Raw genomic sequence first — 25400 nt, forward strand, 5'->3', positions numbered from 1 at the left:
TTTAATTAATAAGGTGGGTCGCTCCCACCTTTTTATTTTTACTCTAATGGGGAAAGACTTCTTGAAAACTAAGAGGCTTTTCGTGTTAAATAAAGTGTGCTAAGATAGAAATTAATGATTCCAGGGAACAAGGAGGGATTAAATGTCTCAAACAGAAGACCGCCAAGCTTGGATAGAACAACGTAAGAGCGACAATTATATTTTTGCTGATGTCATCCAACAGGCTGATGATCGCTATTTAATCAATGGCCAAGCTTTTCAAGTGGTTAAGGATGCTGAAGCGGGCATCGATAAGCAGGAGTTAGCTAACCGCTATATGGATATTTTGGATAGCTATGACTATGTGGTGGGCGATTGGAGTTTCCAACAATTGCGTTTGAAGGGTTTTTATGAAGATAAATTACCCCACACCAGTATTGACCAGCAAATTTCTTTTTTAGATGATTATTTGTATGAATATTGTAGTTTTGGTTGCGATTATTTTGTTTTAAAGCACCTGCGTAGTGAAGAAGAAATAAATGAACGTAATCGCCAATTGAAGAGTAAACGGAATAATCAAAATTCTAAGCGCAAGAAGAGAAGGAATAGTCGTCATAATAACCAAGGAAATAATCATAAAAAAGCTTCTAAAAAACAAACGAAGACAGTGGGTAAGCGCTTCTCGGTGAAAAAGAAAAATTCCAGTCGTAAAGCCAATGCTGTTAAAGTAACTGATAAAAAAACGTTTAAAATAAGGAAAAAGTGATGAGAAAAGCTAAGAAGATAAAAGGCTTATTGATTGATTTGGATGGAACGGTTTATCGTGGGAAAAGTTCAATTAAGGGAGCTAAAGCATTTATTGAAAAACTCATTACTAGTCAAACGCCCTTTTTATTTTTAACCAATAATTCCATGAGGTCCCACCAAGAAGTCCAAGCTTTCCTAGAAAAAGAACACCATATCTTGGTTGATCCAGAAAGGGTTTATAGTAGTGTAGATGCCTTAGTTTATGCTCTGAAAGACGCTTACCACCAGGTCGATCACCAACAGGCCGCTTATATTATTGGTAGTGAAATTCTTAAAAAGAGTGTCAGTGACTTAGGCTTTGAACTAAGAACAAATATTGATCAGCAGATTGACCTAGTAGTCGTAGGCTTGAATCAAAGTGTTTTTTATGACCAGCTCGCTCAAGCAGCTATTGCAGTCCAAAGAGGGGCGGATTTTTACTTAACTAACCCGGATATACAATTTCCAGATGAACGAGGATTTGTGCCCGGTGCTGGCTCACTAGGTCGTATGATCAGTGAGGTAAGTCGGACGCGTCCCATGGTTTGTGGCAAACCAGAAAAATTGATTATGTCCGGTGCCTTAGCTAAGTTAGGTCTTCAAGCCGATGAAGTGGCCATGCTGGGTGATAACTTAACCACCGATATCTTAGCGGCAAATCGTATGGATATGCCGGCGATATTAATTGAGACCGGTGTCCATCATAAAGAAGACTTAGAAGATTTTTCTGCTAAGCCAGATTATATCGTTAAAGATTATGAGGAATTAGGAAAATTATGGCAAGAAATATCCGATTTTACTTAGGACTTAGCAGCCTGGTGCTTTTTATATTGTGTGGAGCGATTACCTTCACGATTTGGTTTACCCCACTCTATTATCTGAGTGCATATCTTGAAGAGGTCAATCAAGTCGTTGATTTATCATGGTTGGAGATTTTCCAGGACTACCATCGTATTATTGCTTACCTCAATTTCCCGTGGATTGAACACTTGTCCTTACAGCATTTTCCGATGAGTCCAAAAGGGATCTTTCATTTTTATGAAGTCAAGCGGCTATTTCAAATCCTATATATCTTATTATTAATCAGTGGTCTGTTATCCGCTCGCTTCCTAAAAAAAGTAAAAACTAACCAGGCTTACTTCTATTTATATCGACCCATGAAGGGGTTAATGGTCTTACCTCTTTTATTAATACCGCTCTTTCTTATATTTTTTGACCAGGTTTTTGTTCTATTCCACCAAGTTTTATTCAATAATGACGCTTGGCTCTTTGATCCCAAGCTTGATCCAGTGATTGAAATCTTGCCAGAGACATTCTTTTTGGCTTGCTTTATTTTGGTGGTGGTTCTGGTTGAAGGGGCCTTTTATTATTTTTATCGTTTAGGAAAAACTAGTCTCGAAAAGTAGGCTGGTTTTTATTTTTCCTTTAAATATTAAATAGGCTTTTTTTCTAGTCTTTGCTATACTTATTGGTAAGAAAAATCATGAAACAATCATAGAGTTTATATAGGAAGGCGTGTTAAAAATGACTCGTGTGTGGAATTTCTCTGCCGGACCGGCAACTTTACCCTTAGAAGTATTGGAAAATGTTCAGGAGAACTTAGTTGATTATCATGGTCAAGGCTTATCTGTTTTGGAAATGAGTCACCGATCAGACTCTTTTCAAGAGATCATTGAAGGAGCAGAATCTTTAATTCGAGAATTATTAGCTGTCCCTTCCAATTATCAAGTGTTATTTATGCAAGGTGGTGCAACCTTGCAATTTTCAGCACTTCCATTAAACTTATTAAAAAACGGTAAAGCGGCTTACCTTATTGGTGGTAGCTGGGGTGAGAAGGCCTATCAAGAAGCTAAAAAATTAACCGGTAAGGCTACTATTCTAGCCTCTTCTAAAGACGATCAATACCAAAAATTACCCCTCTTAACCGATTTTAATTCTAGTGACTATGATTACATTCATATCACCAGTAACAATACTATTGAGGGAACCCAATTCCGAAATTATCCTGATCCGAAAAGCTCAAACTTAGTCGCTGATATGTCATCGGACTTCCTTAGCCACCCCGTGAATGTTTCTCAATTTGCTTTGATTTATGCGGGGGCGCAAAAGAATGTTGGACCAGCTGGTGTCAGTGTAGTGATTATCCGTGATGATTTATTAGAGGATAATGGTCAAGTAATTCCAACTTATTTAGACTATAAAACCCATGCCAGCAAGCATTCCTTATACAACACCCCACCAACCTTCTCTATTTATGTGATGCGTTTAGTTCTGGAATGGATTAAAAATCAGGGGGGCTTAGCCGCTATTGACCAAATCAATCAAAGAAAAGCCGCTAAACTCTACCAAGCCATTGATCAATCAGAAATCTTTGTTAACCCGGTTCTTCCATCAGATCGCTCACCTATGAATATTCCTTTTACCAGCCAAGATGCTGATATCGACCAAGAATTTATCCAAGCAGCCAAGAAGAAGGGATTTATTAATTTGAAAGGTCATCGTTCTGTAGGTGGGATGCGCGCAAGCATCTATAATGCCTTCCCTGAAGCGGGTGTGGATGCCTTAGTCCAATTCATGAAGGATTTTGAAAGTGAGGTTAAACATGAAAAAAATTAATACTTTAGACAATATCGCTGAAACAGGGCTTAATTATTTACGTAAACAAGGCTACTTAATTAATAATGACCAAGAGCCGGATGCTCTTATTTTACGCAGTAGCGATATTCATAACTACAACTTTTCGTCTCAACTAAAAGCAATCGGGCGCTCAGGCGTGGGGGTAAATAATATTCCTGTTGATGAATGTAGTGAAAAGGGGATTGTTGTCTTTAATGCACCGGGGGCCAACGCCAACTCGGTTAAGGAACTGGTTATTGCTATGATGATTAATCTCTCTCGCAATGTCTTTCAAGCAGAACATTGGATCAATCGCTTAGAGGGGGAAGATGTCCACAAGCAAGTTGAAGCCGGAAAGAAGATGTTCCGTGGTCAAGAGCTAATGGGCAAGACCTTAGGAGTTATTGGCCTAGGTAATGTCGGCGCTCGGGTCGCTAATGCGGGAATTGAACTAGGTATGGATGTCATTGGCTATGATAACTATATTTCAGTGAAAAATGCTTGGCAAATTAACCAAAAAGTGTCTTATTGTGATGATGTGAAAGATATTTTCCAACAATCCGACTACATCACCATCCACACCCCCTATACAGAAGAAACCCACCATTTAATTGGTTTTGAAAACCTCTCTCTGGTTAAAACAGGAGCGATTATTCTTAACTATTCACGTCAAGAAACAGTTGATCCCCAAGCCATGCTTACCTTCTTAGAAAATGGCATGGTGAAATACTTTGCTAGTGATTTCTATTTTGAAGAATTGGCAGGTAGGGAGGACTTTATTATGACTCCTCACTTAGGAGCAAGCACCGAACAATCTGAAGAAAAGTGTGCCTTGATGGTGGCCCAAGAAGTAAATCATTACCTGGAAAGTGGCGAAATCAAGAATTCTGTTAACTTCCCCAATGTGGAAATGACCTTCAATGCGCCATTACGTCTGTCCATTATTAATGAAAACATTCCTAATATGGTGGCTGGGATATCTCGTTACCTAGCAGATGAAGATATTAACATCGAAAAAATTATCAATAAGAGTCGAGGAAATTATGCTTACACCTTAGTCGATGTGAGTGGGGATGATCTTTTAAGCAAAGTCAATACCTTTATGGAAGATGTTAGAAGCGTTAAAGGGATTAAAAAGATTCGTATGATTCAAAATCCTCATGATAAATAATGACTAGCTGTCCTGCTGAGACGAAATAGTTTTTTCCTTGAGTCCCTATGATTATTATGTTACCATTGCTAAGAAACCTAGTAGAAGAGACGAGGGAAACTTTTGAAAAATATATTACTTATTTCAATAATTGTAATTAGTATTTTATTGATATTAGCAGTGATTATTTCCCCAGCCAAAACAAGTTCCAGTGCCAATATCACAGGCGCAATGGACCAAGGAATGAATGGAAAAAAGGCCCGCGGTTTTGACGCGGCCATGGATCGCATTATTAGCGTTCTAGGATTTGCCTTTATGATAATTGCTGTCGTGTTAGCAAAATTATCTTCCTAGTTTTAGGAAAGTGCTGGGCTTATCCCAGCTTTTTTTATAGAAAAATGTCAATCTTAGAAAGATCAGGGACCTCTATGCAAAAGCAAGAATCATTTTATTTTACCGGCGATAATGAAGTAGCTGTCCTCTTATTTCATGCTTATACAGGAAGCACAGCTGATGTAAGAATGACAGGGCGGGCTTTGAATCGTGAAGGCTATACAGTCTATTGTCATAATTTAACCGGTCATGGCACTGGACGCGTAGAAGATATTTTAGCAGCAGATCCAAGTGATTGGATCGAGGATGCTCGCCAAGCTTTAGCCTTTATCAACAGCCAAGGCTATGACAAGCTAGCGGTCTTTGGTTTGTCTTTGGGTGGTTCTATTGCCACCAAGTTATTTATTGAAGAAGAGAGTCAATTTATAGCAGCTGGCTCTTTCTGTACGCCTATTATGACTACAAACATTGAAGAAACGAATGTAGGAAAGGCTTTTATGGCCATGGCTAGAAATGTCAAAGAAAAGGAAGGCTTTAGTGGAGAGGCTCTGGAAGCGGAATTAAAGGACATTGAAGCGGACCTCTCTCTTTCCCTAGAGAAGATCAATCGTTTTAACAATTCCATGCATAGCCAACTAGGGACAATCACTAAACCTTACTTCATCGCCGAAGCCGGTCAAGATGAACTTGTCGGTGATAATAGTGGTCGTCTGTTGAAAGAAGCTATGCCCAATGCTCAGGTGACCTTAGCCCATTTTGAAGATAGTGGCCATGTGATTACCGTTGGCAAAGCCCATCAAGCATTTGAACAAGCACTAATCAAATTTCTCAACCAGGTGGTGTAAAACATATATGAATATAGACCAAGTCAGTCAGCAATTGGTCGCTGCAGTAAAAAAAGAAGCGACCCCCTTAACGATACAAGAATGGAGTCAGAGGTTTAATTGCAATAGCAGTGATGACTATCCTGAATTTATAAAATTAGTTGCCCAGTTACAGAGAAATGGTGACATCGAAATTCTTGATAACGGGGGCTTAGTTTCTAAAAAATCAGACAAACGTTATCAGGGAAGTTTTTCTTTAAATCAAAAAGGCTTTGGTTTTGTTTCCATTGAGGGATTTGATGACGATATTTTCATCCCCCGTGGTGAAACTGGTGGTGCAATGAATGGCGACCAAGTGGCGGTTCAATTGACTAAACGTAACCGGGGAGAACAAAAAGATGAAGGCACGATTACAAAGGTACTAGAAAGAGCTTTGAATCGAGTGACCGGTGAATTTGTTCCTTATAATGATAAGCTAAAAGCCGAATCCGGTTATATTGGTGGGATAAGGATTCAAAATAAAGGCGAAGAAATGATGACTTGCTTTGTCTTGAGTGATGGACTACACCCAGTAGAGGGTGAAATTGTCATCGCAGAAATTGCAGAATATCCTTCTCTCGACCAGCCCTTACAAATGACTGGTCGTGTCATCCAAACCATTGGTCATAAGGATGCTCCTGGGGTCGATATTCTCGCTATCTTAAATATGTTTGATATTCCTCATGAATTTCCTGAGGAGGTTCTTGATGAAGCGGAGGAAGTCCCTGAGCAAATTGACCCAGGGGAGGCTCAAAAACGTTATGATTATCGTTCCTTACTTACGATTACCATCGATGGGGCTGATGCTAAAGACTTGGACGATGCGATTTCCTTAAGAAAACTTGGCAATGGCCATCTGGAGTTAGGTGTTCATATTGCCGATGTTTCCTATTATGTTACCGCAGGAAGCGCTATTGATAAGGAAGCCTGGAAACGTGGGACCAGTGTATATTTAACTGATCGCGTGGTTCCTATGCTACCTCAACGCTTATCCAACGGGATTTGTTCCTTACAGGCTAACCAGGACCGTTTAACCATGTCATGCTTGATGGAAATTGATCCTAAATCAGCCAAGGTTATAAATTATCATATTGGGCCAAGCATCATCCAATCGGACTATCGGATGGTTTATGATGACGTTAATAAATTATTAGAGGGTAAAGATAAACAATTAAGTGAAAAATACACTGAACTTTTACCTATGCTTAATGACATGGCTGCACTCCACCAGTCTTTAAGCGATAAACGCCATCACAGAGGGGCGATTGATTTTGATACGCCTGAAGCTGAAATCATTGTTGATAAAGAAGGCCGTCCCCTTGATATTGTGGTTAGGGAACGTGGAACAGCTGAACGGATGATTGAATCTTTTATGCTAGCTGCTAATGAAATCGTGGCTCATGAATTTACTAAGCGCCACCTGCCGTTCATTTATCGTATCCACGAATCGCCTGATGATGAGCGGATGAAGACCTTTATTGAATTTGCTCAAACGTTAGGGGTTCATGTGAAGAAAACAGACGGCAAAGTAAGTCCTAAAGATTTGCAAAATACCCTGGAAGAAGCAGCTGGTGAAAGTTATGCTCCCGTTGTCCAAGTCATGGCTTTACGGAGTATGCAACAGGCTAAGTATGACCTCCAGCCAATTGGTCACTACGGCCTAGCTGCCAAGGACTATACCCACTTTACTTCACCAATTCGTCGTTATCCTGACCTCTTAGCCCATCGCCTCATCCGTTATTATCTCACCCACAAGCCCAATCCTGCCAAGAAGGATGAGCTCAGTCAAAGCATTGAAGTTACTGCCGATCAAGCTTCAAAAACAGAGCGGCGTAGTGTGGATGCCGAAAGAGAAACCGAGAGCCTTAAGAAAACTGAATTTATGGTTGATAAAGTTGGGGAAGAATTTGATGGTATTATTTCTTCAGTGACCAAGTTTGGTATCTTCGTACAACTCGCTAATACGGTTGAAGGATTGGTCCATATCTCTAACTTGGATGATGATTATTATAACTATGTGGATAAACATATGATCTTAGTTGGGGAGCATACGGGGAATATTTATCGTATAGGAGACCCAGTGCGGGTGAAATTGGTCAAGGCTGATACAGACTCTAGACAGATTGATTTTGAGATTATCAACCCAGAGAAAAAGACTAAGAAAACTAATTCCCAGCCTAAGAAAACCGATCATAAAGGGAAAAATATTCAAGGACACAAGAAGCATTCTAAAAAAGCTAAAAAGAATAAACATAAGAAAAAGCATAAGAAGCAGAAAAACAAGAAGAATTTTGTTATTCGAAAGGCTAAATGATAACAAAAGGGGAGAAACTGTGTGACAAAGAAGAAGCAAGACAATGTGGTAGCGACAAATCGCAAAGCGAATCATGATTATATCATTGAAGATACTATTGAAGCTGGTCTTGTCTTAACTGGAACAGAAATTAAATCGATTCGTAAGGGGAAGGTAAACTTAAAGGATTCCTTTGCCCGGGTAGAAAATGGTCAGGTATGGGTCTATGGGATGCATGTGAGTCCCTTTGAACAAGGCAACCGTTTTAACCCGGATCCTATGCGGCCAAGAAAATTATTATTAAAGAAACGTGAAATCAATCGCCTAGCTAAGCATGTTAGCCAAGAAGGTTATGCGATTATCCCACTACGGATGTATATTAAAAGAGGCTTTGCTAAATTACTCATCGGCATTGGTAAAGGGAAGAAAAAATACGATAAGCGCCAAGCCTTAAAAGAAAAAGATATGAAGCGTGACATTAAACGGGCAATGAAAGAAAAATATTAAAAGGTTATTTCTTGTGTTATAAAAGAACAAGGATTCATAAAAAGGACTATGACCTGTAAGAGTTCCCCAAAAGTTAGACTAAATGTCAAACTTTTGAGACTTGCTACAGGTCGTAGTCCTTTTAATTATTTAAAAGGGGCGTTAGGTCGGAAGAAATATGATATAGAAAATCAGCTATTTGGCTACTGTGAGTGATTAATTGTTTTCTTTATTATCTTGGCTATGCTCTTTCCGATATTGACTAGGTGAGATGCCATTTAGTCTTTTAAACATTTTTGAGAAATATGAAGCTGAGCCAAAGCCTACCAATTTACCGACATGACTGATACTAAAATTGGTGGCCTTCAGTAGCTGCTTGGTTTTATCTATTCTTACTTTAATTAAATAATCAATCGGAGACGCGGAAAAGGCCTCTGAAAAAAGACGAATCATATAGTATTTATTCATACTGATTAAATTACTGAGATGGTCCAAACTAATATCCTTGGTATAATAGTTATCAATATACTTTTTCAGCCAGTGAATTTTTTCCTCATTGGTAAATTCACTTTTTAAGGCGAATAAATTTTTTTGCTGGAAATATATTCGAGTAAATAACATTTGGATCAGCATTTGTAAGATGGTTTCTTTTTCGTCCTCTTCAAGCTCACCTTTTTTATCTTCGTAGTCAATTAATTGTAAATAATTTTCAATCCCTTTATGAGTGTCTTGACAACAAGCAATGTTTTCATGCGATAGTTTAAAACTTTGATTACGGCCGACTAGACTGATGATCGATAATTCATACCATTTTTCTAAAGCTTCCGCATCGATATCTTGGGCTTTTAAATGGGCTCTGTTGTTAATAATACAATAGCTGTTATTATCCATAATATAATTTTTATCATCAGAATTTATAGTTAGAAAGCCTTCTTTGCAGTAAATAATGATTAATTCATTAGGTCTTTGATCGCTAAAGAGGAGGATTGATTCTAATTGCTTATCCTTCCTGCGGTCAAAGTAGCGTATACTTTTAAAATGAAGTTCAAGTTGAAGAAGACGGTTTCTAACGAGTTGCTCACGTTCCATAGGAAATCTTCCTCTTTCTAGACTTAAGAATAGAAATATCTTTTTATATCTAAATAAATTATATCAGAAAAGTTTTAGTAAACGTTTTATAATTTGATATGTTTCGCTAAAATGAGCATTTTTTGTTATGATAGTTTCAGGTTTATCAGTATGAATGCGAGGTTGAAAGAAATGAGTAAAGGTGTAACAATTTATTTTATGCGTCATGGCCAAACCTACCTCAACCACTATCATCGGATCCAAGGTTGGGCGGATGCGCCTTTAACAGAGAAGGGTAAACGCGATGCCCAAAGGAGCGCCATAGGTTTACGTGATGTTAATTTCTCGGCTGTCTATACCAGTGATTTGCAACGGACTGTAGCCACAGCGGAGATTATTTTAAAATATAATTACCATGCTGGTTCCAACCTTCCAATTAATAAACGTAAAGCCTTTCGGGAACAGTTCTTTGGGAGCTTTGAAGGGCTAGAAGTTGAACGGATCTGGGGAAAAGTCTCTGACTATATCGAGAATGAAAAGCAGGACTTGTTAACTACAAATGACCGTGTGAAGGTAGAAATGGATACTTTCCATGAATTAGATCCCACCCATGATGCCGAGGATTTTATGACATTCTGGCTACGGGTTGAATTAGGCTTGATCGATGTGATTACCGCCCATCGTGAAACTGATCAAAATATTCTGATTGTGAGTCATGGCATGACGATTCGCAATATGATCCATGAATTAATCCCAGAATTTTCTCTAGGTGAACCCTTAGATAATGCTAGTGTATCTATTGTTAGGTATCAAGATGGTTTTTACCATTTGGAAGCCTATAATCAAACTGATCATTTTGCTTTAGAGGAAAAAATTGATGATGTGAATAAGGACCGGGAAAGAAAAGAATAAGTCTCAGCAAGACCTTTGACAAATTACGGGGATCAAGTTAACTATAAGAAAAATGAAGTTGAAGTTTTGAATGGAGCGTAAATCTTGACTTTTCGGTAAGATGTTTGTTATATTAGAAAAGTATCCCTTTGGGGGTGTTTTTTGGATTCGACAGGCATCAGACCGGGGTACAGCTACATTTCGGAGGTTACGTCTCCGTCATAAACGTTAACTTAAATTTAATTGACAAAAACGAAAGTCAATCTTTAGCATTCGCTGCCTAGCAGCATGCTAAGATCTGCCTAGTATCGCCCATGTATTAGTTACAGGTCTCATTGAAGTGGGATACGTCTTGCGCTTCCGCCTGGAGCAATAGAAAGAGAATAATCAGGTACGCAAGCTAGTAGGTTTGTTTATTGACCTCTAGTACGCTTAATCAACAATAAACTATGAGTGTAAAAGCTGTATTAGCGGGGTGTCTGGACAGGGGTTCGACTCCCCTCACCTCCATAAATAGTAAGCATAAGCGGTCGTTAGTGGCCGCTTTTTTGCTTTAATCGCTTTTTAGATGTTGTTATTTACTTCTAATTTTATCCAAAATCATCTCACTGTTTAACTTACTTTGAACCAAATATACCTTATTCCCATTCAAGCTTGCACGAAACCAAGCAATTTTAACTTTTTGCTTTCATATGAAATATTTTTACTTTTTGTGTTGACATAAGCAAGTGTCCTTGCTACAATACTTGTGATTTAGAGCGAGACTCTATACTTTAATTCTGTCCAGAGAGGCACGAAAAGTGATGATAAGAATACCTATAAGTGTGCATACTTATAGCTAATTATGATGACTTTAAGGGCCTAGACAGAATTGTCTAGGTCTTTTTTCGTTAAAGAGGTGAAAAAATGGAAACATTATATGTGGCGTTGGATTTTAAAACAGAAGCGGAAACTTTTGATTTTTTAAAATTATTTGAAGGCCGCCAAATCGGGGTCAAGGTAGGTATGTCGCAATTTTATATGTCAGGACCAAGTATCATTGAGCGTTTATGTGATATGGGACATGAAGTCTTTCTTGATTTGAAGTGTCATGATATTCCTAATACGGTTTACCTAGCCATGTTACAGCTTAGTCAATTACCGATTGAACTCGTGACCATTCATGCCATGGGTGGTAAAGAAATGATGCGAGCTGCGGTTAAAGGGGTTCAAGAAGGCAAACATCAACCAAAAGTTCTTGCAATCACCCAACTGACCTCAACGAACCAAGAAATGTTAAATAATCAATTACAAATTCCTGGCACTGTCGCTGAATCGGTCGAACATTTGACCCGCTTAGCATTAGACAGTGGCGTGGATGGCCTAGTTTCTTCGGTGCAAGAAAGTAAAATGATTAAGGAAGTTTCCAAAGGGCAATTACTTAGCTTAACACCAGGGATTCGTTTGAATAAGAATGCTCACGATGACCAAGAAAGAATTGCTAGTCCAGAAGAAGCCCGAGCCAACGGTGCTGATTACATTGTAGTGGGCCGTCCGATTATTCAGGCCGACGATCCAGTGAGAGCTTATGAAGAAATGAAAGAACATTGGGAGGGTAAATAGATGAGTCAAAATATTAAACGCGAAGTTGCCGAAGCATTATTAGATCATGAAGCCGTGATTATCCGTAATGAGGATTGGTTTACCTGGGCCAGTGGGATTAAGAGCCCAATTTACTGTGATAATCGTCAATTAATGAGTTATCCCAAGGCCCGTAAGTTGGTGGCTCAAGCCCTAGCTAACTTGATCAAAGAAAAATATCCTAATGTGACCTGTATTGCTGGGACCGCGACAGCCGGGATTCCTCATGCTGCTTGGGTGAGTGAAATTTTAGACTTACCTATGGTGTATGTTCGCTCTAAGGCTAAAGACCATGGGAGACAATCGCAAATTGAAGGTCACCTAGAGGCTGACGACCAAGTGGTATTGATTGATGACCTCATTTCAACAGGTGGTAGCGTCTTGGAAGCTTGTCAACCCGTTGCTAAAGAGTGTTCAGTGATTGGCGTCGCTGCAATTTTCACCTATGAATTGGATCGGGCCAAGAAAAACTTCCAAGCTGCTAATATCCCACTAGCCGTACTGAGCGATTTCCATAGTTTATTAGAAGTTGCTAAAGAAAAACATGACTTTAGCCAAGCAGACATGGATAATATCTTGGATTGGCACCGTCAACTGAACCAGTCTTCCAATAAGTAAAAGTGACTGCTAACAGTCAAAAGAGTTAAATAATAAATACCTGTGAGTATTTGTTTAAGGAGTGTAAAAATGGAAAATAAGAAAAAAGCTGTTATTTCAAGTATCATTGCCTCAGGTACCGATGACCTCAACGTAATGTTTCTATCCTTTTCAATGGCAAGCATTATTAGTGAGTTTTCACTATCAGGTGCCCAAGCGGGAGCTATCGCTACCATAACTAACTTGGGGATGTTATTAGGTGGATTAATTTTTGGATATCTGGGCGACCGTTACCATAAGCTAAACATCTTAAAGATAACCCTGCTTATCTTTTCTTTAGCCTCAGGAGCAATTGCTTTTGCGCCTTCGATCACTATGCTTTATATCTTACGTTTCATTGCCGGTATTGGTGTCGGTGGTGAGTACGGAATCGCTTTAGGAATCATGGCTCAAATTGTCCCCGTTCATAAAATGGGACGGATTTCTGCTTTAAATGGGGTAGCTGGCCAAGTCGGCTCGATTACTTCAGCTGCTCTAGCGGGATTATTCTTGAGTCACCTAGGTTGGCGCGGATTGTTCTTATTTGGTCTCGCTCCTTTACTCCTTGTATTATATATGCAAGTAGCTATTAAAGATGAAAAAGAATTTTACCCGGTAAAAAATGATTCAGCTCTCGATAAAAGTGAAAAAATTAATTTTGCTGTTTTATTTAAAGACTTGCGGACCAGTTACCAAACCATTGCACTTATGTTAATGTGTACGGTTCAAATTGCTGGCTACTTTGGCATGATGAATTGGTTGCCAACCATTATGCAAGAACAAGCCGGCCTCAGTGTGCAAGGTTCATCATTATGGATGATTAGTACCATTTTGGGCATGTCCTTGGGTATGGTTGTCTTTGGCCGACTATTTGACCAATTTGGCCCTCGGCTAATGTTTGGTGCTTTCTTACTTGCATCAGCGTTTGGTGTCTACTTGTTTAGCCAAATTACCTCACCACTTGGAATGCTATTTGGCGGAGCCATGATGGGATTCTTTGTCAATGGGATGTTCCCGGGATATGGAGCAACGGTTTCTTACCTATACCCTAAGTCCGTCCAAAGTATGGCCAATAATTTAATCTTAAACGTTGGACGAGCAGTAGGTGGATTTTCTTCAATGATTATTGGGATCATTATGGAACATGGTAATGTGACCATGGTTATGCTCTTCCTATCATGTCTTTATATCTTCTCTTTTGTGGTCATGTTAACCATTCCTGGGATCAAGCAAAAATCTTTTAAAAAAGTTTATGCCCAATAAATTAGGAGTTATTCATAGAAAGCCTATAGCTTATTAAAGGCTTACCAAGTCAATGATAAATAACCAAACCGTATTGAGATCGGTGTGGCTAAGACAAAGGAGAGTGTGACAAAAGTCAAAAGAGCCCTGAAGAGCTACGCATACTATATCTGTAACTCGCTCTTCGCTTCGAACAGCTATAGCAACTGGAACAAACTATGGAAGATAGGCGAGAGCCTATCGCACATAGTTCGTAGTTGGGTTCAATTTGGCAGACTTGGAGTGGTTTCACAAGTCAGAAACAAGCGAATGCTTCGCTTTTATTCTGACTTACTCCAACCATCCAAGCCTATACGCCAAATCTTACACCCTGTATGAAGTGGACGTCAGGGCTGACTTTTGGAACACGTTTTGAATAGATAGTTTGTATTTTGAAAAGAGGCTAGGACTTTTGTCCCAGCTTCTTTTTTGTTTTTTTCACTAATTCTTATGCGCGTCAATAATAAAAAGAATATATAAAAGGTGCTGATAAGCCATAATGTTTATCAGCACCTAATAAAGTGAAAATTATATTTTCTTATTTAGCCGTTAAGATCGACAACCTTGCCTTCATCTAAATAGATAATGCGTTCGCAGAGGTTGGTCACGTAGTCACCCATGCGTTCTAGATTAGAAATCATGGAAATATATGAAGCACCAGTTACCACTAAGCTGTTATCCTTCTTCATATCTGACACGACTTGTGGGATTAGTTTATCAAAGTAGTGGTCAACTTTGGCGTCCATTTCTGCTGCCGCCTTAGCTTGTTGGTCATTACGGGTAACAAAGGCGTTAACAGCTAGCTCGGCCATTTCAATGACTGTATCAGTCATTATTTCTAGGTCAGATTCAATATTTTCTAAACGGGGTTCATCTGCGATCCGTAGAGCTCCTTTTGCAATAGAGACGGCATGGTCACCCATTCTTTCAAGGTCAGCGCTGGCCTTAATGATGGAAATAATAAAGCGTAATTCATCGCCGATAGGGCTTTGTAGGGAAATTAGTCGGAAACATTCCTTATCAATGGCCACTTCATAAGCATTAATCTTTTCGTCATTTTTAATCACTTTTTCAGCGGCTTCATTATCATGGTTGAGAAGCGCATCAACAGCTTCTTCAATAGCTTTAGTAGTATCAATTCCCATACGTGTAAATTGACCATCTAAGGTCTTTAATTCTTCGACAAAGGCCTTTCTTAGTTGTGTCTTTTTCATTAAAAACTCACTCCCCGATATCTTATATAGAAATAGTATTTTACCATAATCCACTCATAAAGTAAAAGGAAGCCCTTACAATATTATTGATTACTGGAATACTCATTTTCGTATCTCTATTTTAACATGAATGTTCTGAATAATTATCGTTTAAAAGTGATAGCTTTTTAATAAAAGTTAAAAAATGTTTCTAATATTGGCTTCTTTTCCGTAATATATTATTTGTTGACTTTTAGCTTATATATTGCTAATCTTTCAATAAATTTAATGAGTAGACTGACAATTTGATCACTAAAAGCAGTTTTTAGGGTAAAATAGTTAGTATCATGAAAAAATATCTAGGAGGCAAAATATGAAACTGACGCAACACATGCAAGTGGTTAATAATGAATTAAACATTGCCGATATTCCTGTTTCTCGTCTGAAGGAAGAGTACGGAACTCCGCTTTATATTTATGATCAAAAGGGGATTAAAGATCAAGCGAAAATATTTATCAATGGCTTTCATTCTAAAAAGTTTACTACTCATATTATCTATGCCTCCAAGGCCTTTTTAAACCTTTATATCGCTCAACTAATCAATGAACAGGGCTGTTATCTTGATGCCGTTAGTGGTGGGGAAATTTACACCCTTTTGGCAGCTGGTGTTCCAGGTGAAAAAATATATTTCCATGGCAATAATAAAACAGAGTCAGAGATCATTCTAGCTCTTGAGCAAGGGATTGGAACATTTGTTATTGATAGCCAGACTGATTTTTATAAAGTAGAGAAAATTGCTAAATCGCTTAATAAACAGGCTAAGGTCCTTTTGAGAATTAATCCAGGGATTGAAGCAAGCACCCATAAATATATCCAAACTAGCCGCGATGATTCTAAATTTGGTATGAGTAGCCATGATGAGGATACGGTGGCTTTGGTTAAAGAGATGGTTAAGAGCGATTGGCTCGACTTTGCCGGTTTCCATTGTCATATCGGCTCACAAATATTAGAAGAAAGATTCTTCTTTGAAGAAGCCGATTTAATGTTGGGATTCTGTCGGCAAATGGAAGAAGAAACCGGCTGCCAGGTAAGAGAGATTAACCTGGGCGGCGGTTTTGGCGTGTACTATAGCCAAGCAGATCGTCCTTTTGATTATGAGAAATTTTTACAAAGCTATATTCAGGTCATTGAAGCAGCAATTGATCAATATGGCTTAGAGCATGTCGATACCGTAAGCATTGAGCCGGGACGGGCTTTAATTAATGATTTCGGGACAGCTCTTTATAGCGTTGGGGGTGTCAAACATACCCTGGCTGGTAAACCCTTTGTCTTTGTCGATGGTGGGATGTCAGACAATATTCGCCCAGCCCTGTATCAAGCCAAATATGAAGCGGCCTTAGCTAATCGGATGAATGATGAGGTCGAAGGGGAGTACCGCGTGGCAGGAAAATTGTGTGAAACTGGTGACCAGTTGGTTCAAGATGCTCCCTTGCCAGAGGCTCGGATCGGGGACCTCTTGGTGATTCCTCGAGTAGGGGCTTATACTTATACAATGAGTTCGAATTATAATCGTCTGGGACGTCCAGCCCTGGTCTTTGTCGAGGATGGGCAATCTTATTTGGCTGTCAAACGAGAAAGCTACCAAGATTTGCTCAGAAACGACTATAATTATAAGAATAAAGAAGATTAGTTTTATTAGAATTTAAAGGAGGAAACAAAAATGATTAAAGTTGGTATTGTTGGCTATGGTAATTTAGGTAAAGGTGTGGAAATTGCAGTTAATGCAGCGGAAGATATGGAATTGCTGGGGATTTTTACTAGACGGCATCCAGATCAATTAGATACAAAGAGCCCGGCCTATCAAATTGATGACATTCTTGACTTTAAAGACAAAATTGATGTCCTAATTTTATGTGGTGGTTCTCAATCTGATATTCCTGTTCAAGCTCCTCGTCTAGCGGAAAACTTTAATACCGTGGATGCCTACGATAACCACGATAAGATTCCAGAATACTTCGATCAAATGGATCAACTTGCTAAAGAAAATAGCCATGTCTCTGTGATTGCTACGGGTTGGGATCCAGGTCTGTTCTCACTTAACCGCTTATTAGCTGAAACAATCTTACCGCAAGGGCAAAGCTATACTTTTTGGGGCAGAGGGGTTAGCCAAGGCCATTCTGATGCAGTACGCCGGGTAGATGGCGTCAAGGCAGCTATTCAATATACCGTGCCTAATCAAGCCATGCTAGAGGCAGCAAAGGCTGGTGACCCTATTGATTACCAACAAGCGACTGCCCATAGTCGTGAAGTCTATGCGGTCTTAGAAGAGGGCGCTGATCCAGACCAAGTTGCCAAAGCGATCAAGACCATGCCAGATTACTTCGCTCCCTATAACCAAGTCGATGTGCATTTTATTTCTCAAGAAGAATTAGATCAAAACCATCAAGGAATTCCTCATGGGGGCGAAGTGGTGCGCCAAGGACAAACCAGCGCTGACCACCACGCAGTTTATAATTTTGCTCTGCAATTAGGTAGCAACCCTGAGTTCACCGGTGCAGTGAATACTTGCTATGCGCGAGCTGCTTACCGTTTAGCTAAGGAAGAACAATTTGGGGCTAAAACAGTCTTTGATATTGCCCCAGCTTATCTTTCTGCAAAATCTGGTGCACAACTCCGCCACGAATTGCTCTAGCCTTGAGCATAAAGAAAGCATTTACATCACATATTTGATATACTGAAGTCAGTTGGAAATTGGGAGGATCAGCTCTGATCCTCTAACTGTTTTGAGTCAAATATGTGAATGGAGGCTTTGTATAATGAGAATTGGTGTACCTAAAGAAATCAAGAATCATGAAGATCGGGTGGCAATGACACCGGCCAATGCCTTTAACCTTGTCCAAGCTGGTCATGAAGTGCTTATCGAAAGCTCAGCTGGTGTAGGTTCTTCATATGAAGATAGTGAATATGAAGAAGTAGGAGCTAAGATCGTAAGCTCTGCTAAAGAAGCATGGGACGTTGATATGGTGGTTAAGGTTAAAGAACCCCTTGAATCTGAATACCAATATCTCCGTGAAGACTTAATTGTTATGACCTATCTGCATTTAGCGGATAACGAACCTTTGGTGGATGCTTTAATTGAAAATAAAACCACAGGTGTAGCTTATGAAACTATGGAGTTAAATGGAAAATTGCCTTTACTTAACCCAATGAGTGAAGTGGCTGGACGGACTGCTATTCAAGTCGGTGCTCACTATCTTGAAAAAACTAATGGTGGTAAAGGGAAACTTTTAGGTGGTGTGCCAGGAACTCAAGCCGGGAAAGTGGTTATTATCGGCGGCGGTAATGTTGGTTATAATGCCGCTCGGATGGCTGTTGGCTTAGGCGCTAATGTAACTATTCTTGACTTGAATCCAGCACGTTTAGCTGAATTAGATGACCTCTTCCAAGGTCGCGTTAATACATTAATGTCCAATGCTTATAACATTGCTAATGAAGTAAAGGATGCTGATGTAGTCATTGGCTCCGTTCTTATTCCTGGACGTAAGGCACCAATTTTAGTAACAGAAGAGATGGTGAAGACCATGGAAGAAGGTTCTGTTTTAATCGACGTTGCTATTGACCAAGGTGGTAACTTTGAAACTTCTGACCATGCAACCAACCATGATGATCCCGTATATACTAAACATGGTATTGTTCATTATACCGTTGCAAATATTCCAGGAGCTGTACCAAAGACAGCTACAGAAGCATTAACTAACGCTACCATGACTTATGTTCAACAAATTGCTAATTTAGGTATTGAAGAAGCTGCTAAAGCTAACCATACAGTATTTACTGGGGTAAACACCTACAAGGGTGAATTAACTAGCGCCGATGTAGCTGAAACCAGTAAGCATGATTACAAAGAGTTAAAATTCTAATAGTCTTTAGCTAAAGTAAAAGAGAGGCTGTGAAAACAGTCTCTCTTTTCGTTTAGCCATTTTAGTGATTATTGAAAAATAGCAAAGAAGATAATTACTATAATTCCTAAAGCAATCCGATACCAACCAAAGGCTTTAAAATCATTCTTTTGGACATAGCGTAGTAAGAAGCGAATCGTTAAAATCGAAACAATGTAGGCGATGACCATTCCTAAGATTAGTAGGAAGCCTTCCTCGGTTGAAAAGCGAAATCCGTCGAGGAATCCCTTAGTTAGTTTTAAGAAAGTCATTCCGAACATAATGGGAATACTCATAAAAAAGGAAAAATCGGCAGCAGTAGGGCGGGAGGTTCCTAAAATCGTTGCTCCTAGGATGGATGAACCAGACCTTGAGGTCCCAGGAATGACTGATAGGGCCTGGAAGAGTCCAATTTGAAAGGCTTTTTTGTAAGATAAGTCTTGAGTTGAATGGACGGTTACAGGGCGGTTTTTATTTCGATTTTCAACGACGATGAAGGCAATTCCGTAAATAATCAGTGCAGCAGATACTACCACCCAATTTTGGAAATGTTCTTCAGCGAAGTCGTTAAATAAAAGACCAATAACACCTGCGGGAATACAGCCAACTACCACCTTAAACCAAGTTTCCCAAGTCTGCTTTTTCTCTTCAGAACTTTTTTGACTTGAAAAAGGATTTAAGCGGTCAAAATAGATCCAAACAACGGCTAAGATTGCCCCTAATTGGATAACGTATACAAAAATATTCCAAAATTCCGGTCTAAAATCCATGGAAATAAATTCTTCTACCAAAATTAAGTGGCCAGTACTACTAATTGGCAACCATTCGGTAATTCCTTCGACAATCCCCATGATGAAAACTTTGATAATATCTAACATTAAAATAAACGCATCCTTTCACTAGCATTTTTGTAGTATAGCTAAAATACGGGGTCTTGACTAGGCCTAGGCGTAATTTTTAGCTTTTTTTAATTTGCTTAAGCCTATTGGACGCAAACAATTTCATTGAGGGGACAGCTAACATTGAGTGGGCTTAACTGTCCGGTATTGTGGTCACGTTTAAAGAAGGTCACTTTCTTCTCTTTTTGATGTCCTACAATGACGTGACTTTGGTTAGCGTCAAAGTTAAAATCACGTGGAAAGTCTCCACCAGAGGGAATGGATTGAATATGACTTAATTGAGAACCATCTTTAGAAACTTCAAATACTTCTAGGCTGTTGTAACCTCGATTGGAGACATATAAGAAGTTTCCATCTTGGGAGATACGAATTGCAGCACTACTATTTTCACCGCTATAAGTCTCTGGTAAACAATTCACCCGGTCGACAAAGGAAAAGTGACCCTCATCATAAGTCAAAATATCGATGGTGTGTGAAAGCTCACCAATCACATAAAGAATGTCTTCTTTAGGGTGGAAAACTAAATGCCGGGGACCAGTTCCTGCTTGACATTGGTAGGAGGCTTTTTCCTGTAATTGGCCCTCTTGGTCAAATTGATAGCTGATCACACTATCTGTCCCTAAGTCACAGGCTAGGTAGTATTTGCCATCTGGACTGGTGTTAAAATAATGGCAGTGAGAGCTTTCTTGGTTGGGGTGAGGCCCTTGGCCAGTCCGGCTGATTATTTGTTGGAGCTGTAATTGACCATCACTTTGTATTTTTATAAGCGCCAATGTCCCTTCATGGTAATTGGCATTGAGTAATAATTGGCGCTCTTCATCTAGAGCTAGGTAACAGCCGTTATGTTCCAAGAAGGCACAGTGATCAACAAAAACGAAATGCTGACCTTCTTTTCGATAATGGCTGACTCCAGGGCTCGGTTGGTCAGTGAGCGTATAGAGTTCTTTACCATCAGTAGAAAGAGCCAGGTAAGTTGGATTTGATTCAGAAATTATTAATTCATGTCCTTTAATTTCCTCATGATGACTATCCCATTTTAGTAGATGGATGCCTTGGTTGTCTTGACGTGTATAGCCAGCTAAATAGATCTTTTCCATAATAATCTCCTTTACAATCTCTGATATATTAAATTTTACACTATGTTAATTTATTTAGCGAACAAGTATGGTAAAATCATTTGGAAAAGTAGGTGTTTATATGTCTCAAAACAAGCAGAATACAGAAATAAAAAATAAGGATAAAAAGCAAAATAAGCAAGGCTTTTCCTGGCTAAAAATGCCCGATATCGTTAGTCGTGTCCTAGACAATCGTTATGTATCGCTATTAGTCATTTTAATCTTATTCGCTTTATTTATCCTATTATTAACCCAAATCGCTTTTGTTTTTACCCCAATTATTGAATTTATCCAAACAATAATCTTACCCATTATTTTTGCTGGGGTCTTTTACTACTTGTCTTCACCCCTAATTAATTTTCTAAGGAAAAGGGGCTTGAATTCTTATTGGATAGCTGGAATTGTGCTCCTGGTACTGGTTTTAATCATTCTATGGTTAATTTCATTCATTCCTAATTTAATTGATGAAGCCAAACATTTAATCGGCAATTGGTCAAATATTTGGGCCCAGTACCAGTCAGAAATTGAAAATATTATCTTTGGTCGCTGGTTCGAGAGAAGTCAGGAGACTTTAGCAGAATACTTAAATAATTTTAATTTAAATCAATTTAACTTTAATTGGCGCGAGCTCATGAATACAACCTTGTCCAGTATTGGTTCTGTTTTCGGTGTGATTACCCGGGTGATTATTGCCTTAGTGACAGCACCTATTATCTTGTTTTATTTGATTGCTGATGGTGAGAAATTTAGGGATAATTTTGCTTCCTTTATTCCAGTGAAGATTCGTAATAAGACCATGCGGCTATTGGCGGATATGAACCAGCAAATTTCAGCCTATGTCAGAGGGCAAATCTTTGTAGCAATCGCGGTAGCAGTGATGTTTGCCATAGGTTATGCCATTATCGGCTTAAATTACGGGACCATCTTAGCGGTTGTTGCAGGGGCCTTGAATGTTATCCCCTATGTAGGGTCTTTCTTTGGAATCTTGCCGTCTTTAATTGTTGGTTTAGTTCAAGATCCTTTTATGGTTATCAAGGTACTTATCGTATTTGCTATTGAACAAACCATCGAAAGTCGGATTATTTCCCCACTCATTTTAGGCAGTAATTTGAATATTCACCCCATTACCATTATGCTTCTACTAATTGCTGGTGGAGACCTCTTTGGAGTGGTGGGAATTATCATTATTATTCCGGTTTATGCCGTTTTAAAGGTGATTTTCACCTATATCTTTGAATGGTATCGGGAAGTTTCGGGCCTCTATGAAGAAGATTTAATCCAAGAACGGGAATTAAAGGAACCCCTAGTCGACCAAGACCATAAATAATAATCTTAGTGATCCTGGTCTAAACCTTTTATTGACGAAGAAAAAGTTAAGCAAATTTCCTAGCTAAGCGAGCTAACTCGATAGCTACAGGAAAATGAATTTGAAGATGTAAGTAAAAAGAGGAGAGTAGCTTTTAATGACATTGCGTTCACAAGTTGCCAAGCATAGCGCCCGCTTGGTGCAAATTTTACTCAAGAAATTAACCAAAGGCGGATCCAGTTTGCCAGGGAAAATTGCTAAAAAATTGGATCCGGCTATTTTAGCTGAACTGGGCAAAAATTACCGGGTAGTTATCATTACCGGAACCAATGGTAAATCAGTTACCACGGCTCTTACCGTTAATATTTTGCGGCAAAAGTTTGATGAAGTATTAACCAATGATACCGGCTCAAACCTAGAACAAGGGATTATATCCACTTTCTTGAATGCTAATTCCAAAGGACAGGGGGATAAAATAGCTGTCCTTGAGGTTGATGAGGCTAGCGTTCGCCACATTACCGAATACATTAAACCGGAATTGATCTTAGTAACTAATCTATTTAGAGATCAGTTGGACCGCTTTGGGGAGATTTATACGACCTTCGATTACATTTTAGAGGGGGCTCATAAGAGTCCCAAAAGTTTGCTCTTGATGAATGGTGACGCGCCAATTTTTGCGTCACGGGATTTTCATCATAATGTGGCTTACTTTGGTTTTAGTAATTCGGATAAAACGACTGATAAGATGGCCCATTATAATACCGACGGGGTCCTATGTCCCCGCTGCGAGCATATCCTTCACTATCATATGATTACTTATAGTAATTTAGGGGATTATTTCTGTCCTAATTGTCAGTTTCACCGGCCAAGCTTAACTTATTCAGTGGACCAGGTGGATAAGTTAACTCCAGAAACTTCGACATTTACTATTGAGGGTCAATCCTTTACCATCCCAGTCGCGGGAATTTATAATATATATAATGCCCTAGCGGCTTATTCAATTGCTCGTTATTTAGGGCTAAGTCAAACAGCTATTCATGAGGGCTTGCAGGGAGCCAAGCGGATGTTTGGTCGTCAAGAAGCCTTGACCATTCATGGCAAGGACACCCGTATTAATCTCATTAAGAATCCGGTTGGTTTTAACCAAATCGTTTCTTTATTGGAGTTAGACCAAGAAGAGTTTTCTCTACTAGTTCTCCTCAATGATAATCCTGCTGATGGTCAGGATATTTCCTGGATTTGGGACGCCATGTTTGAAAATATCGCCCAATTACCTAACATTAAAGCTACGGCGGTAGGGGGCATACGGGTAAAAGACCTTAAAGTTCGGATGCAAGTGGCCGGTTTTGATGAGGACCGCTTAGAAGAACTTTCTAATTCACAGGGAGCCCTACAATGGATTGCATCTGTCCCCAGCCAAAAAGTCTATGTCTTAGCCACCTATACTGCCATGCTCGATTTTAGACGAGAATTAGCTGACCAACATCTTGTGAAGGAGCGGATGAAATCATGATCTTTAGAATTGGCCATCTCTATGGCAATTTAATGAATACCTATGGCGATAATGGAAACCTGCTTATGCTCCAGTACCTTGCCAAGGAAAAGGGACTTCAGGTAGAAAAAGAGATTATTTCTATTGATGACACCTTAGACGGTGACCGCTATGATTTTATCTTCTTTGGCGGCGGACAAGACTATGAGCAATCGGTAGTGAGCCGTGACTTGCAAAATAAGAAAGCTGCCTTGCTTGATTATATCGAAGCCAATAAGGTGCTGTTAGGAATTTGTGGGGGCTACCAACTTTTGGGGAATTATTATCAGACCACTAATGGGGAAGAGTACCCTGGTATTGGGGCCATTGATTTCTATACTAAGAGCTATCCAGAACGACTGATTGGAACCACAAAAATGCATTGTGACCGTTTTGATGAGGACTATGTAGGCTATGAAAACCATGCCGGTCGGACCTATCTCGCTTCTGGTGTAGAGCCTTTGGGGCGGATGATTGAAGGCTATGGGAATAATGATGAAGATCAGGTAGAAGGGGTTATTTATAAGAATAGCTTTGGCTCTTATTTTCACGGCCCTCTATTAGTTAATAATCCCCATTTGGCTGAAAGATTGATTGATCTGGCTATCGATCAAAAAGCCCATTAGCTGGATACTGGCGGATGAATGCATCTGCCAGTTTTTTTTATGAGTAAAAACAGCTTCAGTGGCCATACGTTTTAGCTTTTAAAGTTTAGCTGTTTGTTGACTATTGACTTGACTAAAGTTATTATAAATAACTGAGAATAGTGAGGTATAAAATCCATGGCACAGTTATTTTATCGATACGGGGCAATGAATAGTGGAAAATCTTTTGAAATCTTAAAAGTTGCCCATAATTATGAAGAGCAAGGTAAACCTGTCAAAGTAATGACTAGTGCGATCGATGACCGGTCAGGGACCATCGGCGTTATTTCGAGTCGTATAGGAGAAGATCGTGAGGCCTATAGTATCGATCCTGATACTGATATTTTTTCCTATATTGAATCTGAAAATGAAAAGGAAAAAATCTACTGTGTCTTAGTTGATGAAGCACAATTTTTAAGTAAGCAGAATATTTTTGATTTGGCTAAAGTGGTCGACCAGTTAAACATACCAGTGATGGCATTTGGCCTAAAAAATGATTTTCAAAATGAACTTTTTGAAGGCTCCCACTATTTGTTAATTTTGGCTGATAAAATCGAAGAAGTAAAAACAATTTGTTGGTTCTGTGCTAAAAAAGCAACAATGAACTTACGAATTCATAATGGCAAACCGGTATATACTGGTGAACAAATTCAAATTGGTGGTAATGAATCTTATTATCCAGTATGTCGTAAACATTATAACCACCCCCCATTAGAAGATGGGAAAATCGCAGTTCACCGTGCATCATTATGCCAATAAGGGAAGGTTGATT

General features: G+C 39.2%; 24 protein-coding genes and 1 other RNA gene. 21 read left to right on the top strand and 4 right to left on the bottom strand.

Features of this window, described 5'->3' with window-relative positions; translation table 11 throughout:
• The first annotated feature begins 142 nt into the window (after positions 1 to 142).
• From DBT49_RS04275 to smpB, 9 genes are all read left to right on the top strand, one after another.
• Positions 143 to 745: a YutD family protein gene (locus tag DBT49_RS04275; RefSeq protein ID WP_064293520.1), complete on the top strand. Its 603-nt coding sequence runs from the start codon at positions 143 to 145 to the stop codon at positions 743 to 745.
• Positions 745 to 1569 carry an HAD-IIA family hydrolase gene (locus tag DBT49_RS04280; protein ID WP_111822335.1) on the top strand — a complete coding sequence of 275 codons (825 nt, stop codon included), beginning with the start codon at positions 745 to 747 and terminating at the stop codon, positions 1567 to 1569. The genes DBT49_RS04275 and DBT49_RS04280 overlap by 1 nt, the downstream gene beginning before the upstream one ends.
• Entirely contained in the window at positions 1542 to 2171 is a 630-nt protein-coding gene (locus DBT49_RS04285) for a TIGR01906 family membrane protein (RefSeq protein WP_111822336.1), read from the top strand. Before DBT49_RS04280 ends, DBT49_RS04285 begins: the two co-directional genes overlap by 28 nt.
• 118 nt (positions 2172 to 2289) lie before the next feature.
• Entirely contained in the window at positions 2290 to 3381 is a 1092-nt protein-coding gene (serC, locus tag DBT49_RS04290) for a 3-phosphoserine/phosphohydroxythreonine transaminase (protein WP_111822337.1), read from the top strand.
• On the top strand, positions 3368 to 4552 hold the full coding sequence (locus DBT49_RS04295; protein WP_111822338.1) for a 3-phosphoglycerate dehydrogenase family protein: 1185 nt from the start codon (positions 3368 to 3370) through the stop codon (positions 4550 to 4552). The genes serC and DBT49_RS04295 overlap by 14 nt, the downstream gene beginning before the upstream one ends.
• Before the next feature lie 102 nt (positions 4553 to 4654).
• Entirely contained in the window at positions 4655 to 4885 is a 231-nt protein-coding gene (gene secG / locus DBT49_RS04300; RefSeq protein ID WP_013669309.1) for a preprotein translocase subunit SecG, read from the top strand.
• A 74-nt stretch (positions 4886 to 4959) separates the two neighbouring features.
• The gene (locus DBT49_RS04305) at positions 4960 to 5709 is read left to right on the top strand and encodes an alpha/beta hydrolase (RefSeq protein WP_181566501.1); all 750 of its coding nucleotides are present in this window, start codon (positions 4960 to 4962) and stop codon (positions 5707 to 5709) included.
• Positions 5710 to 5716: 7 nt separating this feature from the next.
• Complete coding sequence (gene rnr, locus DBT49_RS04310) at positions 5717 to 8041, top strand: ribonuclease R (protein WP_111822340.1); 2325 nt, start codon at positions 5717 to 5719, stop codon at positions 8039 to 8041.
• 21 nt (positions 8042 to 8062) lie between these two features.
• Positions 8063 to 8527 (top strand): SsrA-binding protein SmpB, encoded by a 465-nt coding sequence (smpB, locus tag DBT49_RS04315; protein WP_013669518.1) that lies wholly within the window; start codon positions 8063 to 8065, stop codon positions 8525 to 8527.
• 195 nt (positions 8528 to 8722) lie between these two features.
• Here the strand turns inward: smpB and DBT49_RS04320 are convergent, their stop codons facing one another.
• Positions 8723 to 9595: an AraC family transcriptional regulator gene (locus tag DBT49_RS04320; protein WP_111872343.1), complete on the bottom strand. Its 873-nt coding sequence runs from the start codon at positions 9593 to 9595 to the stop codon at positions 8723 to 8725.
• Positions 9596 to 9766: 171 nt separating this feature from the next.
• On the opposite strand from DBT49_RS04320, the gene DBT49_RS04325 reads away from it, so the two are divergent.
• The 5 genes from DBT49_RS04325 (at position 9767) to DBT49_RS04345 (ending at position 13984) form a co-directional block, all read left to right on the top strand.
• Entirely contained in the window at positions 9767 to 10486 is a 720-nt protein-coding gene (locus DBT49_RS04325; RefSeq protein WP_060778105.1) for a histidine phosphatase family protein, read from the top strand.
• A 130-nt stretch (positions 10487 to 10616) separates the two neighbouring features.
• Positions 10617 to 10978: a transfer-messenger RNA gene (ssrA, locus tag DBT49_RS04330) on the top strand.
• A gap of 393 nt (positions 10979 to 11371) precedes the next feature.
• The gene (gene pyrF, locus DBT49_RS04335; protein WP_060778107.1) at positions 11372 to 12067 is read left to right on the top strand and encodes an orotidine-5'-phosphate decarboxylase; all 696 of its coding nucleotides are present in this window, start codon (positions 11372 to 11374) and stop codon (positions 12065 to 12067) included.
• Positions 12068 to 12703, top strand: a complete 636-nt coding sequence (gene pyrE, locus DBT49_RS04340) for an orotate phosphoribosyltransferase (RefSeq protein ID WP_111822342.1) — start codon at positions 12068 to 12070, stop codon at positions 12701 to 12703. It abuts the gene before it with no gap.
• A 69-nt stretch (positions 12704 to 12772) separates the two neighbouring features.
• The gene (locus DBT49_RS04345) at positions 12773 to 13984 is read left to right on the top strand and encodes an MFS transporter (RefSeq protein ID WP_111822343.1); all 1212 of its coding nucleotides are present in this window, start codon (positions 12773 to 12775) and stop codon (positions 13982 to 13984) included.
• 560 nt (positions 13985 to 14544) lie between these two features.
• Here DBT49_RS04345 and phoU read toward each other — a convergent pair.
• On the bottom strand, positions 14545 to 15216 hold the full coding sequence (phoU, locus tag DBT49_RS04350; protein WP_013669817.1) for a phosphate signaling complex protein PhoU: 672 nt from the start codon (positions 15214 to 15216) through the stop codon (positions 14545 to 14547).
• A 352-nt stretch (positions 15217 to 15568) separates the two neighbouring features.
• On the opposite strand from phoU, the gene lysA reads away from it, so the two are divergent.
• The 3 genes from lysA (at position 15569) to ald (ending at position 19115) form a co-directional block, all read left to right on the top strand.
• Complete coding sequence (gene lysA / locus DBT49_RS04355) at positions 15569 to 16885, top strand: diaminopimelate decarboxylase (RefSeq protein WP_111822344.1); 1317 nt, start codon at positions 15569 to 15571, stop codon at positions 16883 to 16885.
• Between the two features lie 30 nt (positions 16886 to 16915).
• A complete protein-coding gene (locus DBT49_RS04360; protein ID WP_111822345.1) occupies positions 16916 to 17887 on the top strand; it encodes a diaminopimelate dehydrogenase in 972 nt (323 codons plus the stop codon).
• A 124-nt stretch (positions 17888 to 18011) separates the two neighbouring features.
• Positions 18012 to 19115 carry an alanine dehydrogenase gene (ald, locus tag DBT49_RS04365; RefSeq protein WP_111822346.1) on the top strand — a complete coding sequence of 368 codons (1104 nt, stop codon included), beginning with the start codon at positions 18012 to 18014 and terminating at the stop codon, positions 19113 to 19115.
• A gap of 68 nt (positions 19116 to 19183) precedes the next feature.
• Here the strand turns inward: ald and DBT49_RS04370 are convergent, their stop codons facing one another.
• The gene (locus DBT49_RS04370) at positions 19184 to 20011 is read right to left on the bottom strand and encodes an undecaprenyl-diphosphate phosphatase (RefSeq protein WP_111822347.1); all 828 of its coding nucleotides are present in this window, start codon (positions 20009 to 20011) and stop codon (positions 19184 to 19186) included.
• A 104-nt stretch (positions 20012 to 20115) separates the two neighbouring features.
• Positions 20116 to 21129 carry a lactonase family protein gene (locus tag DBT49_RS04375; RefSeq protein ID WP_111822348.1) on the bottom strand — a complete coding sequence of 338 codons (1014 nt, stop codon included), beginning with the start codon at positions 21127 to 21129 and terminating at the stop codon, positions 20116 to 20118.
• Between the two features lie 100 nt (positions 21130 to 21229).
• On the opposite strand from DBT49_RS04375, the gene DBT49_RS04380 reads away from it, so the two are divergent.
• The 4 genes from DBT49_RS04380 to DBT49_RS04395 all read left to right on the top strand — a co-directional run bounded on the left by DBT49_RS04380 (position 21230) and on the right by DBT49_RS04395 (position 25387).
• Positions 21230 to 22474 (top strand): AI-2E family transporter, encoded by a 1245-nt coding sequence (locus tag DBT49_RS04380; protein WP_083300378.1) that lies wholly within the window; start codon positions 21230 to 21232, stop codon positions 22472 to 22474.
• 136 nt (positions 22475 to 22610) lie between these two features.
• Complete coding sequence (locus tag DBT49_RS04385; protein WP_111822349.1) at positions 22611 to 23966, top strand: Mur ligase family protein; 1356 nt, start codon at positions 22611 to 22613, stop codon at positions 23964 to 23966.
• Complete coding sequence (locus DBT49_RS04390; protein ID WP_111822350.1) at positions 23963 to 24610, top strand: type 1 glutamine amidotransferase; 648 nt, start codon at positions 23963 to 23965, stop codon at positions 24608 to 24610. The genes DBT49_RS04385 and DBT49_RS04390 overlap by 4 nt, the downstream gene beginning before the upstream one ends.
• 156 nt (positions 24611 to 24766) lie before the next feature.
• Positions 24767 to 25387 carry a thymidine kinase gene (locus DBT49_RS04395; RefSeq protein WP_111822351.1) on the top strand — a complete coding sequence of 207 codons (621 nt, stop codon included), beginning with the start codon at positions 24767 to 24769 and terminating at the stop codon, positions 25385 to 25387.
• Positions 25388 to 25400: the final 13 nt, after the last annotated feature.

Source organism: Aerococcus mictus (genome assembly GCF_003286595.3).
GTDB lineage: Bacteria > Bacillota > Bacilli > Lactobacillales > Aerococcaceae > Aerococcus > Aerococcus mictus.